13 protein-coding genes are annotated in these 12,966 nt (G+C 66.6%); 10 read left to right on the forward strand and 3 right to left on the reverse strand.

Annotated elements, in window-relative coordinates; translation table 11 throughout:
- Positions 1-27: 27 nt before the first annotated feature.
- A complete protein-coding gene (locus E1J50_RS09600; protein ID WP_132252931.1) occupies positions 28-813 on the reverse strand; it encodes an RNA methyltransferase in 786 nt (261 codons plus the stop codon).
- A gap of 626 nt (positions 814-1,439) precedes the next feature.
- On the opposite strand from E1J50_RS09600, the gene E1J50_RS09605 reads away from it, so the two are divergent.
- The 10 genes from E1J50_RS09605 (at position 1,440) to E1J50_RS09645 (ending at position 9,184) form a co-directional block, all read left to right on the forward strand.
- The gene (locus E1J50_RS09605; protein ID WP_132252934.1) at positions 1,440-1,928 is read left to right on the forward strand and encodes a hypothetical protein; all 489 of its coding nucleotides are present in this window, start codon (positions 1,440-1,442) and stop codon (positions 1,926-1,928) included.
- A gap of 114 nt (positions 1,929-2,042) precedes the next feature.
- A complete protein-coding gene (locus E1J50_RS27220) occupies positions 2,043-2,192 on the forward strand; it encodes a hypothetical protein (RefSeq protein WP_165937825.1) in 150 nt (49 codons plus the stop codon).
- Positions 2,193-2,393: 201 nt separating this feature from the next.
- A complete protein-coding gene (locus E1J50_RS09610; protein ID WP_132252937.1) occupies positions 2,394-3,608 on the forward strand; it encodes an NADP-dependent isocitrate dehydrogenase in 1,215 nt (404 codons plus the stop codon).
- A gap of 170 nt (positions 3,609-3,778) precedes the next feature.
- Positions 3,779-4,576 carry an inositol monophosphatase family protein gene (locus E1J50_RS09615; RefSeq protein ID WP_132252940.1) on the forward strand — a complete coding sequence of 266 codons (798 nt, stop codon included), beginning with the start codon at positions 3,779-3,781 and terminating at the stop codon, positions 4,574-4,576.
- A 204-nt stretch (positions 4,577-4,780) separates the two neighbouring features.
- On the forward strand, positions 4,781-5,326 hold the full coding sequence (locus E1J50_RS09620; RefSeq protein ID WP_132252943.1) for an adenine phosphoribosyltransferase: 546 nt from the start codon (positions 4,781-4,783) through the stop codon (positions 5,324-5,326).
- A gap of 214 nt (positions 5,327-5,540) precedes the next feature.
- Positions 5,541-5,675 carry a 50S ribosomal protein L34 gene (rpmH, locus tag E1J50_RS09625; protein ID WP_012253788.1) on the forward strand — a complete coding sequence of 45 codons (135 nt, stop codon included), beginning with the start codon at positions 5,541-5,543 and terminating at the stop codon, positions 5,673-5,675.
- A gap of 45 nt (positions 5,676-5,720) precedes the next feature.
- Positions 5,721-6,251, forward strand: coding sequence for a ribonuclease P protein component (gene rnpA / locus E1J50_RS09630; protein ID WP_132252946.1), 531 nt, complete (start codon positions 5,721-5,723; stop codon positions 6,249-6,251).
- Positions 6,241-8,085 carry a membrane protein insertase YidC gene (gene yidC, locus E1J50_RS09635; RefSeq protein ID WP_132252950.1) on the forward strand — a complete coding sequence of 615 codons (1,845 nt, stop codon included), beginning with the start codon at positions 6,241-6,243 and terminating at the stop codon, positions 8,083-8,085. The genes rnpA and yidC overlap by 11 nt, the downstream gene beginning before the upstream one ends.
- Positions 8,086-8,134: 49 nt before the next feature.
- Positions 8,135-8,788 carry a ribosome biogenesis GTP-binding protein YihA/YsxC gene (gene yihA, locus E1J50_RS09640; protein ID WP_132252954.1) on the forward strand — a complete coding sequence of 218 codons (654 nt, stop codon included), beginning with the start codon at positions 8,135-8,137 and terminating at the stop codon, positions 8,786-8,788.
- 12 nt (positions 8,789-8,800) lie between these two features.
- Positions 8,801-9,184 carry a DUF423 domain-containing protein gene (locus E1J50_RS09645; protein WP_132252958.1) on the forward strand — a complete coding sequence of 128 codons (384 nt, stop codon included), beginning with the start codon at positions 8,801-8,803 and terminating at the stop codon, positions 9,182-9,184.
- 3 nt (positions 9,185-9,187) lie between these two features.
- Here E1J50_RS09645 and E1J50_RS09650 read toward each other — a convergent pair whose 3' ends face one another.
- Both E1J50_RS09650 and E1J50_RS09655 read right to left on the reverse strand, forming a co-directional pair.
- A complete protein-coding gene (locus E1J50_RS09650) occupies positions 9,188-11,158 on the reverse strand; it encodes a putative bifunctional diguanylate cyclase/phosphodiesterase (protein WP_132252962.1) in 1,971 nt (656 codons plus the stop codon).
- Between the two features lie 285 nt (positions 11,159-11,443).
- The gene (locus tag E1J50_RS09655; protein ID WP_132252965.1) at positions 11,444-12,919 is read right to left on the reverse strand and encodes a short-chain fatty acid transporter; all 1,476 of its coding nucleotides are present in this window, start codon (positions 12,917-12,919) and stop codon (positions 11,444-11,446) included.
- Positions 12,920-12,966: the final 47 nt, after the last annotated feature.

Below are 12,966 nucleotides of genomic sequence, written 5' to 3' on the forward strand. Positions count from 1 at the left end.
TCCTAGAGGCCGCGTTAATGCCGGGTGTTAATCCCCGTCCCGCCCGCGTTCGTCGGAGCGTCCGCTCCTTCGCGGCAGGGTCAGCGCGCGAAGGGCACCCCGCAGGGTGCGCACGTCCTGCTCGGTCATGGACATGCGGTGGAGTATGTCGCGCATGTTGCGGGCCATGATCTCGCGCTTGTCGGCCGGGTAGTAGCCAGCTCGGCCGAGCGCCGCCTCCAGGCTGTCGAACAGCGACAGCAGGGCTTCTCGGGTCGCCGGCGGCGACAGCATCTCACCGGAGAAGGGCAGACGGGCGCGCCCCGCTGCGCGCCGCCACTCGTAGCCGGTGAGGAGCACGCCCTGGGCGAGGTTGAGGGAGGGAAAGTCCGGCGAGACCGGGAAGGTGACGATGGCATCGGCCAGCGACACTTCCTCGTTGCTGAGGCCGACACGCTCGCGGCCGAACAGGATGCCGACGCGCTGCCCGTCGCGCGCCACGACCTCGCGCATGGCCTCGTCCGGTCCCAAAACCCGCTTCATCTGTCCGCGCTCCCGGGCCGTCGTGGCGAGCACGTAGTTCAGGTCCCCGATCGCCTCCGGAACGTCCGCGTAGATCCGCGCCGTGTCGAGGACGTGCGTGGCGCCCGAGGCGGCTTCACGCACGCCCTTCTTGGGCCAGCCGTTCTTCGGATTGACGAGGCGAAGCTCCGACAGCCCGAAATTCGCCATGGCGCGGGCGGTCATGCCGATATTCTCGGCGAGTTGCGGCTCGACGAGGATGATGACGGGGGCGATCCCGAGCGGGATCTCGGTTGAGGTCTCTCGTGGCATGGGCGGCGTGGACGGGATCGTAGGCGCCCTCCGGCGCCTTGGCAGCGACCTTCTGCGCGCTCCCGCTCGACGAATCCAGAGGCTGCCGCGCCTGGCCCGCGTGTGGTGCCGCGTTAAAGAGCGATTTTTTCTCTTTTCAGGGTGGCTCAGGCGGCGGACAATTCGATTTTGTGCAATCTGACCGGTTTTTCCCAGTGAACCGGCGGAATGTGGGCGCGCGGCTGACCGCTCTATCAATCCATGTCGCTCAATCTGAGAAGCGGTCGTCCGGGGCCAAGGGGCTCGCATGGCGCGGATCTGCAGGGACTGCATCCGATCTCAGGTCCTGTCACGATGGGGCACACCTTGCTCGATGGATCGGCGCATGCCGCGACCTTCGCCGGGAGCGAGGGGGCGCCACCGCGCTCGAATTCGCCCTCGTCTCGCCGATCCTCTTCCTGGCTCTCCTCGAGATCATGTAGGCGGCGCTCTTCCTCTACGCCTATGCCGGCCTGGAGCGCGCTGCTGCGACATCCGCACGCCGGATCATGGTCGGTGCGCTCGGTACCGATTCGGCGACAGCAGACGGCTTCCGCTCGGCTGAAATCCGCCCCCAGCTCGGGATCGGACTCACCTGCGCGAACATCGTGACGAGCCTCAAGACGGCGGATCCTTCGGCCGGGGGCTACTACGCCTTCGTGAAGCCTGACGAGAGCGGGCTCGTGGCCGTGCCGATGAACAACGGCGCGACGGCCTACTGCCCCGGCAAGCCCGGCTCGTACGAATATCTGCAGATCTTCTACGCCCTGCCCGTCTTCAGCCCGATTTGGCGCCTGTTCGTGAGCTACATGGCGGTGGCGGGCGACTCGACGAACGATCTCGACAGCCTCAAGAGCGCGGCGTCCAATCTTAAAAACTGCATGGACGTCGGTGATTCCACGAAACCGCAGGGCAGCGGCGGAACGCATTTCGAGAACGTGCTGCCCGCGATCAACAAGAAGATCACTCGGATCGGCAACGGCACCAGTTCCGCCGCGCCGATACCGTTCGTGTTCCTCGTGACCGACGGGCTGCAGAACGACCAGTACTGGGACAACGGGACGGGCTGGACGGGCTCGCAGCCGAAGCAGATCTAAACGGCCAATTGCGCGGCTCTGAAGGCACGCGGGGTGACGATCTCGATCCTCTACATCCCGTACGAGCAGTTGGTCACAACGCACAACCAGAACGTCGCATACGAGAACGTAAAGGTGAACGCTCTCATCCCCGGCCTGCCGAAGATACTCCAGAGTTGCGCCTCTCCCGGCTTCTACCGCTCGGCAAGCACCGACACGGAGATCAACGACGCGCTCCAGGCCATGTTCGTGCAGGCGACCGCCGTAGCCCGTCTCACGCAGTAGCGACCGGCCCTCATCGTCGGCGGCGGGTCGGCCGGATCGGGGATGACAACGGCCGCTGCTTGTCAGAGGGAGCGGCCCCGGCCCAACCTTCCACGATGCGCTGCAGCGCGCTATGGACGGCGCCGAGCGCGGCATCCCGCTTGCGAGGGCGCCGCCCGAGGGCTCAGGGCCAGTCTCAGGACCAGGAAGGCGCAGGCGACCATGAACAAGATCAAGGTGGCGAAACCCGTCGTCGAACTCGACGGCGACGAGATGACCCGGATCATCTGGTCAGAGATCAAGAACAAGCTGATCCACCCCTACCTCGACATCGATCTCGACTATTACGACCTCGGTGTCGAGCATCGGGATGCCACCCACGATCAGGTCACGGTCGATGCCGCCAACGCCATCAAGCGCCACGGCGTCGGCGTGAAATGCGCCACCATCACTCCCGACGAGGCGCGGGTGAAGGAGTTCGGCCTCAAGGAGATGTGGAAGTCGCCCAACGGCACGATCCGCAACATCCTGGGCGGCGTCATCTTCCGCGAGCCGATCATCTGCCGGAACGTGCCGCGTCTGGTGCCCGGCTGGACGCAGCCGATCGTCGTCGGCCGCCACGCCTTCGGCGACCAGTATCGCGCCACCGATTTCAAGGTGCCCGGCAAGGGCCGGCTGACCATCAAGTTCGAAGGCGACGACGGCACCGTCATCGAGAAGGAGGTGTTCAAGTTCCCCGAGGCCGGCGTCGCGATGGCGATGTACAACCTTGACGATTCGATCCGCGATTTCGCCCGCGCGTCGATGAATTACGGCCTGAACCGGAAGTACCCGGTTTATCTGTCGACGAAGAACACCATCCTCAAGGCCTATGACGGCCGCTTCAAGGACCTGTTCCAAGAGGTCTACGACAACGAGTTCAAGTCGCGCTTCGAGTCCGCGGGTATCCTCTACGAGCACCGCTTGATCGACGACATGGTTGCCTCGGCGCTGAAATGGTCCGGCGGCTACGTCTGGGCGTGCAAGAACTACGACGGCGACGTGCAGTCGGACACGGTGGCGCAGGGCTTCGGCTCGCTCGGCCTGATGACCTCAGTGCTGCTCACCCCCGATGGACAGACCGTTGAGGCCGAGGCCGCCCACGGGACGGTGACCCGGCACTATCGCGAGCACCAGAAAGGCAAGGAGACCTCGACGAACTCGATCGCCTCGATCTTCGCGTGGTCGCGCGGCCTGAGCCACCGGGCGAAGCTCGACGACAATGCGGCGCTCGCGACCTTCGCGACGACGCTGGAGACGGTCTGCGTCGACACGGTCGAGGCGGGCTTCATGACGAAGGACCTCGCCCTCCTCGTCGGTCCGGACCAGCGCTGGCTCTCGACGACGGGCTTCCTCGACAAGATCGACGAGAACCTGCGCGTAGCGATGACGAAGTGAGGCGCGGCGATCCCGCCTGAACAGGCGCCGGGTCCTCTCACGCCTGCGCGCGGGGACCCGTGCTTGGCGATCCGTCCGCATGCCGGCCACCCGCGAGCCGGGGTCGATCTTTTCGCGGTTTGCGCTAAACCCGCGCCAACCCTCAGACCCCGGCGAGCGTTCGGACAGCGATGATCTCCTCCCCTCTCATGACCGTGATGGTCGATGCCGTGCGCAAGGCCGCGCGCGGGTTGAAGCGCGACTTCGGCGAGGTCGAGAACCTGCAGGTCTCCCGCAAGGGGCCGGGCAACTTCGTCTCGGCCGCCGATCGCAAGGCCGAGGAGGTGCTGCGCGACGCGCTGATGAGGGCGCGCCCCGGCTACGGCCTGGTGCTGGAGGAGAACGGGATCATCGAGGGCCAGGACAAGAGCCACACGTGGCATGTCGATCCCCTCGACGGCACTACCAACTTCCTGCACGGAATCCCGCATTTCGCGATCTCGGTCGGTCTCGAGCGCGACGGCCAGATCGTGGCGGGCGTGATTTACGACCCGATCAAGGACGAGCTGTTCGTTGCCGAGCGCGGCAAGGGCGCCTACCTGAACAACCGGCGCCTGCGCGTGTCCGGGCGGACCGACCTTGCCGACGCCCTCGCGGCCTACGGCACGCCCTATCTCGGCCGCGGCAATCATCCCCGCCTCCTGCGCGAGGTCGCCGCCGTGATGGCGGTGACGGGCGGTACGCGCCGCCTCGGCTCGGCCGCCCTCGACCTCGCCTACGTCGCCTGCGGCCGGCTCGACCTCTACTGGGAGCGGGACCTCCAGACCTACGACATGGCAGCCGGCGTGATCCTGGTGCGCGAGGCCGGCGGCTTCGTCACCTCCGCCGACGGCGCCACCGAGCCGCTGGCGTCGCGCTCGGTCGCCAGCGGCAACGAGATCCTGCATCGCGAACTCGTCGGCATCCTGCGCAAGTGCGGCGCCGCCTGAGGCGCCAAACACCCCTCCGGTCAGGCGGCCCTCGGCATCGTCCGGCAGACGGAGATGCCGACGACTGGCGACTAGATCCGCGGCTAGCCGATCCGCGTCATCGACCACGAGCGAGGGGCCGATGGTGCGTGCCGCTGCGAAGCTGGTCAGCGAGCGCGGCATCTGCCAAAACCCGCGCTGCCGACCGCTGAGAGAGCCTGCCGCATGGACGCCCGTCGCCACGTCGCCCTGAAGGAATCGATCCGCTCGATTCCCGATTACCCGAAGCCCGGGATCATCTTCCGCGACATCACCACGCTGCTCAGCGACCCGCGGGCCTTCCGCCGCGCCGTCGACGCGCTGGTGCACCCCTATGCGGGCGGGAGGATCGATCAGGTCGCGGGGATCGAGGCACGGGGCTTCATCCTGGGCGGCGCGGTCGCCCACCAGCTCTCCTCGGGCTTCGTGCCGATCCGCAAGAAGGGCAAGCTCCCGCACAAGACCGTCTCGATCGCCTACGCGCTCGAGTACGGCACCGACGAGATCGAGATCCACGTCGACGCCATCAGGCCGGGCGACCGGGTGGTGCTCGTCGACGATCTGATTGCCACGGGCGGCACAGCGACGGCGGCGGTGACCCTGTTGCGACAGGCCGGCGCCGAGGTGGTGGCCGCCTGCTTCGTCATCGACCTCCCGGAGATCGGCGGCGCTCAGCGGCTGCGCGACCTCGGCGTCCCGGTGCGGACCCTGATGGAATTCGAGGGGCATTGAGCCGGGTCCGCGGCTCGCGGAAAGCCTCCCGCGCCTTGCCCTGAACCCTGCCCTGAACGTTGACTCCCGAAACCCCTTCCGCCATAAGCCGCCTCGTCGCGACGTGGCGCCCCGTTTGGGCGCCCTTCGCGCTTGCAGACAATTTCAGGACGCGAAGGTCCGGCGCGGAACCTGCCGCCCGCGATCGCGCCTCGACCTTTGGAGGCCTTGAGCCATGAAGAGAACCTATCAGCCGAGCAAGCTCGTGCGGAAGCGCCGTCACGGCTTCCGCGCCCGCATGGCCACCGCTGGCGGCCGCAAGGTCATCGCGGCCCGGCGCGCTCACGGCCGCAAGCGCCTCTCGGCGTAATCCGATCGGCGCGCCCGTTGCGGCGCGCTCGACGGCCGCGCGCCGGTGGCAACGATCGAACGGCTGCGGCGACGGGCCGATTTCCTGGCGGCGGCCGCCGGCCGCCGCTTCCATACCGAGCGGATGACGGCTCAGGGCCGGATCCGCGAATCGGGTGAGCTGCGCGACGGTGTGCCCGCCACGGGACTGCATCTCGGCTTCACGATCACGAAGCGGGTCGGCCACGCCACCGAGCGCAACCGCATACGGCGGCGCCTGCGTCAGGCCGTCGATGCCGTGGCCGAGGAAGCACCGGTGACCTCCGCCGATATCGTCCTGATCGCGCGCCGCCCGGCGCTCACCGCCCCCTTCGAGACCCTGAAGGACGACCTGCGTCGCGCGCTTGCAGCGGTCACGAAGCCGCGCGGGCCGAAGCCCGGCGGGTCGCAGGGCCGCGCCCCTGGTGCGGGCGATCGTGGATCCACACCTACCCGCCATAGCGGTCCCCGGGCGGACGCTCGGCCGATGACGGAGGCGGAGCGCCGCCTCCCCTCCCCCGATACTCACGCGTGCGACGGATCCAGCAATGGGCAATGACAAGACCAACATGATCGTGGCGATCGCGCTGTCGCTCGTGGTCCTGCTCGGCTGGACCTACTTTGTCGCGGCGCCCCGCGTGGAGCAGCAGCGGCAGGCGACGGCGCAGAACGCCGCCGCTCAGCAGAGCCCCGGCGTGACGCCGGACGGCATCCCCTCTCCGAGCCCGAAGGAGGGCGGCCCCGCCGCACCCGCTCCCGGAACCCTGCCGAACCAGGGTGCACCCGAGCCGCGCGAGGCCGCGCTCGCCCGTTCGCCCCGCATCCGCATCGAGACCCCGGCTCTCAGCGGATCGGTCGCCCTGAAGGGCGGTCGCATCGACGATGTCTCGCTGAAGAACTACCACGAGACCGTGGACGACAAGAGCCCGCGCATCGTCCTCTTCTCGCCCGCCGGAACCGAGACGCCCTACTATGCCGAGTTCGGCTGGGTCGGCCAGAATGCGGGCGCGCTGCCGACGAACGAGACGGTTTGGAAGGCGGATGGGGAGGTGCTGTCTCCCGGCAAGCCCGTCACGCTCAGCTGGGAGAACGGCGCCGGCCTCGTGTTCCGCCGCATCCTCGCCGTCGACGACAAGTTCATGTTCACGGTCCGCGACGAGGTCGAGAACAAGGGCGGGAATGCGCTGACCCTCTTTCCCTACAGCCTTGTCTCGCGCTGGGGTAAGCCGCACACCCAGGGCTATTACGTGCTGCACGAGGGCCTGATCGGCGTGCTCGGCGCCGATGGCCTGCAGGAATACACCTACGACCACCTTGCCAAGGAGCCCGCCTACGGTGGCCCGACCACGAAGGGCAAGGCGTGGGCAAACGTGACCGGAGGCTTCGTCGGCATCACCGACAAGTACTGGGCCGCCGCAGCGATCCCCGATCAGGCGACCGCCTATACCGGCGCCTTCACCGAGCGCTCGGAGGGCGCGACCAAGGTCTACCAGGCCAGCGTGCGCGCCGACGGCCGCAGCGTCGAGCCGGGCGCCACGGTCGCCTCGACCCAGCGCCTGTTCGCGGGCGCCAAGGAGGTCAACACCATCAATGCCTACGAGCGGGACCTGAGTATCAAGCAGTTCGATCTGATGATCGACTGGGGCTGGTTCCACTTCATCACGAAGCCGATGTTCCGGGCATTGGACTTCTTCTTCCACCTCTTCGGCAATTTCGGTGTCTCGATCCTCGTCGTGACCCTGATCCTGAAGATCTTCTTCCTTCCGATTGCCAATCGCTCCTACGTCTCCATGGCCAAGATGAAGGCTGTCCAGCCGGAGATGCAGTCGATCCGCACGCGCTATGCGGACGACAAGATGAAGCAGCAGCAGGCGATGATGGAGCTCTACAAGAAGGAGAAGATCAACCCGGTCGCCGGTTGCTGGCCGGTCCTGATCCAGATCCCGGTCTTCTTCGCGCTCTACAAGGTCCTGTTCATAACGATCGAGATGCGGCACGCGCCGTTCTTCGGCTGGATCCAGGACCTTGCAGCACCCGATCCGACGAGCATCCTGAACCTCTTCGGCCTGCTCCCGTTCGCGGCGCCCGACTTCATCCATCTCGGCATCTGGCCCCTCATCATGGGTGTGACGATGTTCGTCCAGATGAAGATGAATCCCGCGCCGCCGGACCCGGTTCAGGCGCAGATCTTCACCTTCATGCCGATCATCTTCACGTTCATGCTGGGCTCGTTCCCGGCGGGTCTGGTGATCTACTGGGCCTGGAACAACCTCCTCTCGGTGATCCAGCAATACGTCATCATGCGCCGCAACGGCGTGAAGGTTGAGCTATGGGACAATCTGAAGAGCACGTTCCGCCGCTCGTCATCCGAGAAGGCGGCGGCCAAGAGCTGACCGTGAGGGCATCCAGGGCCGCGGCGTGAGCCGCGGCCTCGCTAGCGACATGACAGATTCTTCCGAGATCGATCCCACCCTCATCGAGGCCGGCCGTCTGCTCTTCGCGGGTGCGGCCGACTTCTTCTCGGCCGCGCCCTCCCTGGGCAGCCTGCCCCCGATGAAGGGTGTCGAAGTCGCCTTCGCCGGCCGCTCGAACGTCGGCAAGTCGAGCCTCGTGAACGCGCTGACCGGACGGACCACGCTCGCCCGCACGTCGCACACGCCGGGGCGCACGCAGCAGCTCAACTTTTTCGACATTGGCGGCCGCTTCACCCTCGTCGACATGCCGGGCTACGGCTTCGCCGCGGTCGAGAAGGCCAAGGTCGCCGCGTGGACGGAGCTGATCCACGCCTATCTGCGCGGCCGGGCCAATCTCGCCCGGGTCTTCATGCTGATCGACAGCCGCCACGGCCTCAAGGCGATCGACACCGATGTCCTCGACGGCCTCGACAAGGCGGCGGTGAGTTATCAGATCGTGCTGACGAAGGGCGACGAGCTCAAGAAGTCGGAGGTCGAGGCGCGCATCCGCGGCACCGAGGCTGCGATCGCCCGCCGTCCGGCCGCCTATCCCGACGTGCTCCTGACCTCGAGCCGTGATTCCCGCGGGATTCCCGAGCTGCGGGCGAGCATCGCTCGGCTGATCGCCGAGCATGGCGGCTGAGGCGTCCGCGCGATGACGCCGAGCCTTGCCGATCGCCTCCTCCTTGCCCTCGGCGCGTCCGCGGGACTGCTCGGCGTCGTTGGCAGTGCAGCGGCCGCGCACAGGCCGACGGAGGGCGATTCGCTGCGCATCGCGGCGCAGTTCCTCCTCTTCCATGCGCCCGCCATTCTCGCGATCGTCGGCCTCGGTCGCGCCGGCTTGATGGGGCCGCCCGTCGCGCGAGCCGCCGCGGCGATCCTGCTCCTCGGCCTCGCCCTCTTCTGTGGGGACCTTGCCTTGCGGGCGCTCGCGCAAGTCCCCCTGTTCCCTAAAGCGGCGCCGAGCGGCGGCATCCTGCTGATGCTCGGCTGGCTCCTGGCTGCTCTCGCTCCGCTGCTGCCTCGCCGCGGACGCTGAGGATCAGGCCGCCGGGATGACTTCGGTGCGCACTCCGGAGCCGGGGGCGCGCGGTGTCCGCGCGAGGCAGGCCGCCTCCTCGGTGGGCATCGGCTTCGCGAAGTAGAAGCCTTGCATGCTGCGGCAGCCGAGGCGGCCGAGCAGCATCATCTGCGTGTGGGTCTCCACGCCTTCCGCAACGCAGTCGATCCCGAGTTGCTGGCATAGTCCGATCACCGACCGCACGATGTCGCGGCAGGTGCGGTTCGTCAGGATCTCGCTCGTGAAGGACCTGTCGATCTTCAGCTTGTCGATCGGCAGCCGGTGGACGTAGCTCAGGCTGGAGAAGCCCGTGCCGAAATCGTCGAGGGCGATCGACACCCCGAGTTCCTTGAGGGCGTCCAAAGTCTGCTTCGCGGCTGCGAAGTCTCCGATGATCGCCGTCTCGGTCACCTCGAAGGCGATCCGGCCAGGTGTGACGCCGCTCGCACGGACGATGTCGGCGACCCGAACGGCGAAATCCGGCATCGTGATGTCGCGCGCTGACAGGTTGAAGTAGAGGTGCACAGTCGGCGGCCATGTCGCGGCAGCCTCCAGAGCTTTGGTCAGCAGCACATCGGTCATCAAGCCGATGAGGCTGGTTTTCTCGGCGGCTGTCACGAACTCGACGGGTGAGATCGCCCCGATCTCCGGGCTGGTCCACCGGGCGAGAGCCTCGAAGGCGATGATGCCATTGCGCTCAGCATCAATCACCGGCTGGAAGACAAGGCTCAGCTCGCGCCGGAAATCCGCGTTCCGCAGGGCTGCCGCCACACGATTCGCGCGGCTCATTCGCTCCTCCTGCTCGCGGGTGAAACGCTGGCAGCTTGCTCGCGGATCGAGCTTGGCTTCGCGGAGGGCGTAGTGGACCTGCTCGTGAAGATGAGCCGCATCGCTGCTCGCAACCTGCGCGCTCGCGAGTCCGATCGAGACGCCGATACGGACGATCCTGTCCGGCAAAAGGAAGGGCGCCCGCAAGTCCTCTTCGATCTCTGTGCAGCGTGCGAACGCCTCGTCTCCGCTCAGTCCGAGCCCGAAGATCAGGCCGAATTCGTCGCCGCCCAGGCGACCGAGCGTGTGCGGGGCGCCGCAAATGCCGACGAGCCGGAGCGCCGCCTCTCGGAGAATCTCATCCCCGACCGCGTGGCCGTACATCTCGTTGACGGTCTTGAAGCCGTCGATGTCGATGACCGCGAGGTGAATCTCGGCATCGGGAGCAGCCGACGCGACGATAGCCTCGAGATCCGCGAAGAAGCTGCGCCGGTTCGGCAGGCTCGTCAGAAGGTCGAGCCGAGCTAAATTTCGCGCCTCCGCACTGACACGTTTCAGCTCACCATGCTGCCCGACCAATCGATGGAAGCTCTTCGAGTACAGCAGGATCAGGTACAGGACCGCCACGCCGCTGACCAGAAAGGTGACCGCCGCCGCCTGCATCGTGTCGCTTCCGATGGCCATGGAGGCGATCGAGACGGGAACGAGGCCCGATAGGGCAGTGAACCCCGCCGAGCGCACGTGCATGAGGCTGACCGCGCACAGGATGATCGTGAATGCGTCATAGAACAGCCCCAGCATCCGCAATTCTGGAGTTCCGTAGGGGGCGAGGCTGAAGCTCCACACGCAGGTCGCCAGCACGAGAAGGCCGGTCAGCAGGTTGACCTTGATGATCTGCCGGTTTGCCGTCGCCGGCCTGGTTTCGCGTCGGGCGAGCTGCAGATGACGGCCGCTCCGGAGGGCGAAGGCGAGGAGCAGGACGGCGAGCGGGCCTGCGGTCAGCCAGAGCGGAGCAACGTCCAGATAGGCGTAGCTGAGAAAGAGGGCGTTGCAGCTGTGCACCGCGTAGAAGAAGGGCGCATTTTTCGAGAGTGCCCTCGCCTGCGCGAGCCTGACGCGCAACGTGGTCTCGGTCGCTGCCGGGACGGTCTCATGGGGTGATAAGGCCATCTTCGCCAATGCCATCGACCGATCAAGTACGGTAGTTTGATCGACGGTCGCATTGAACTGACAAGGAACAATGAATATCCGTAGGAAAGGTATCTCTGGCGGAATTCTAGTCTCAGAACATTAAATGTTCAAAGATGCCTGATCTTCTCAATGCTGGTCATCGCGCCTGCTGTGCTGCTGAAATCAGAGGTTGATTGCGAGCGCCATGCGGCCGATCTGACGTGGTGAGATCGGCCGCGATCTGTCGGCATCCTCAGAGGACATCCGCCGAGCCGGTTTACCCGCGATCTGCGGTACAGGTCAGCCGGGAATCACCGGCGGGTGATAGGTCAGCGTGAAGGCGAGCGCCCAGAGCAGGAATAATACCACCGGCAAATGGATCAGCAGTTGCAGGAAGCTGAAGCCGACGATGTCCCGCGCCTTGAGGCCGAGGATCCCCACCAGGGGCAGCATCCAGAACGGATTGATCAGGTTGGGCAGGGCTTCGGCGGCATTGTAGACCATCACCGCCCATCCGAGATGGACCTTCAGCTCGTTGGCCGCCTGCATCACGTAGGGCGCTTCGAGCAGCCACTTGCCGCCGCCCGAGGGGACGAAAAAGCCCAGCACCGCCGAATAGACGCCCATCGAGAGCGGAAAGCTTCCGGTGGTGTTCAGGCTGACGAAGGCGTGGGAGATGACGTCCGACGTCGAGACACCGGCACTGTTCTTGGCGCCGGTCAGCATGGCGCTGATCGCCGCGTAGAGCGGGTACTGGATCAGGATGCCGGCGGTGGCGGGCACGGAACGCGCGACCGCAACCAAGAACCTCTTCGGGCGCCAGTGCAGCAGCAAGCCGAGCGTCAGGAACAGGAGATTGTAGGTGTTCAGGTTCGAGATCGCGGTAATCCAGGATTGCCGCGCGAATTCCTGAACGATCCAGCCCGCCGCGATGGCGACGAGGAGCACGGTGAGGAGCGGCGCGTGCTCCAGCCAGTCGCCCGGCTGTTTCGGACGGCCGAGATCGTCGCCCTCCTTGGCGACATCGACGTTCAGATCCTCGGCGGTCACCGCGTTCGCCGGACCGGGAGCCGACACGTAGGCGATGGCCACCGAGATGACGAAGAGGATCAGCGCCACCAGCATGGATTGCCAGAGAAAGATCGTCTCGCTGAACGGGATAACGCCGGTGATGGCGAGGAGCGCCTTCGGCAAGCTCGCCGGGTTCGCCTGGAGCTGCGCGGCCGAGGAACTGAGACCGAGGGCCCAGGTGGCACCGAGGCCGAGATAGGCCGCGGCACCCGCCGCACGGTAGTCCATGCGCAGGTCCGTGCGCCGCGCCAGCGCGCGGGCGAGGAGGCCGCCGAAGATCAGGCTCAGGCCCCAGCTGAGGAACGAGGAGAGCATGGTGGCGGCCGCGACGAAGCCCACGGCGCCGCGCCCCGACCTGGGCAGGCGCGCGAGGCGGTCGATCAGGGCCTGAACGGGTGGCGAGGTCGCCACGACGTATCCGCCGATCGTGACGAAGACCATCTGCATGGTGAAGGGGATCAGGCTCCAGAATCCGTCGCCGAAGCTCTTGGCGACCGCCATCGCCGGGGCGCCGTTGAGCAGGGCGCCGAGTGCCACGATCACGACGGCGATGGCGACGAAGATGAAAGCGTCCGGAAACCAGCGCTCGGCCCACGCCGTGAAGCGGATGCCGAGTTGCGCCAAGCGGCCCTCCTCGCGGCCGGTGGCCGGCGCGCCGGGTGGGTGCGGTGCGATCTGTCCGCTCTCTGTCGTCTGGTTCTGCATCGAGCGCCTCGTCCGGGCTCGAGTCAGGATCGGGCCCACGGCGCCAC

This window comes from Methylobacterium segetis (genome assembly GCF_004348265.1).
Taxonomy (GTDB): domain Bacteria; phylum Pseudomonadota; class Alphaproteobacteria; order Rhizobiales; family Beijerinckiaceae; genus Methylobacterium; species Methylobacterium segetis.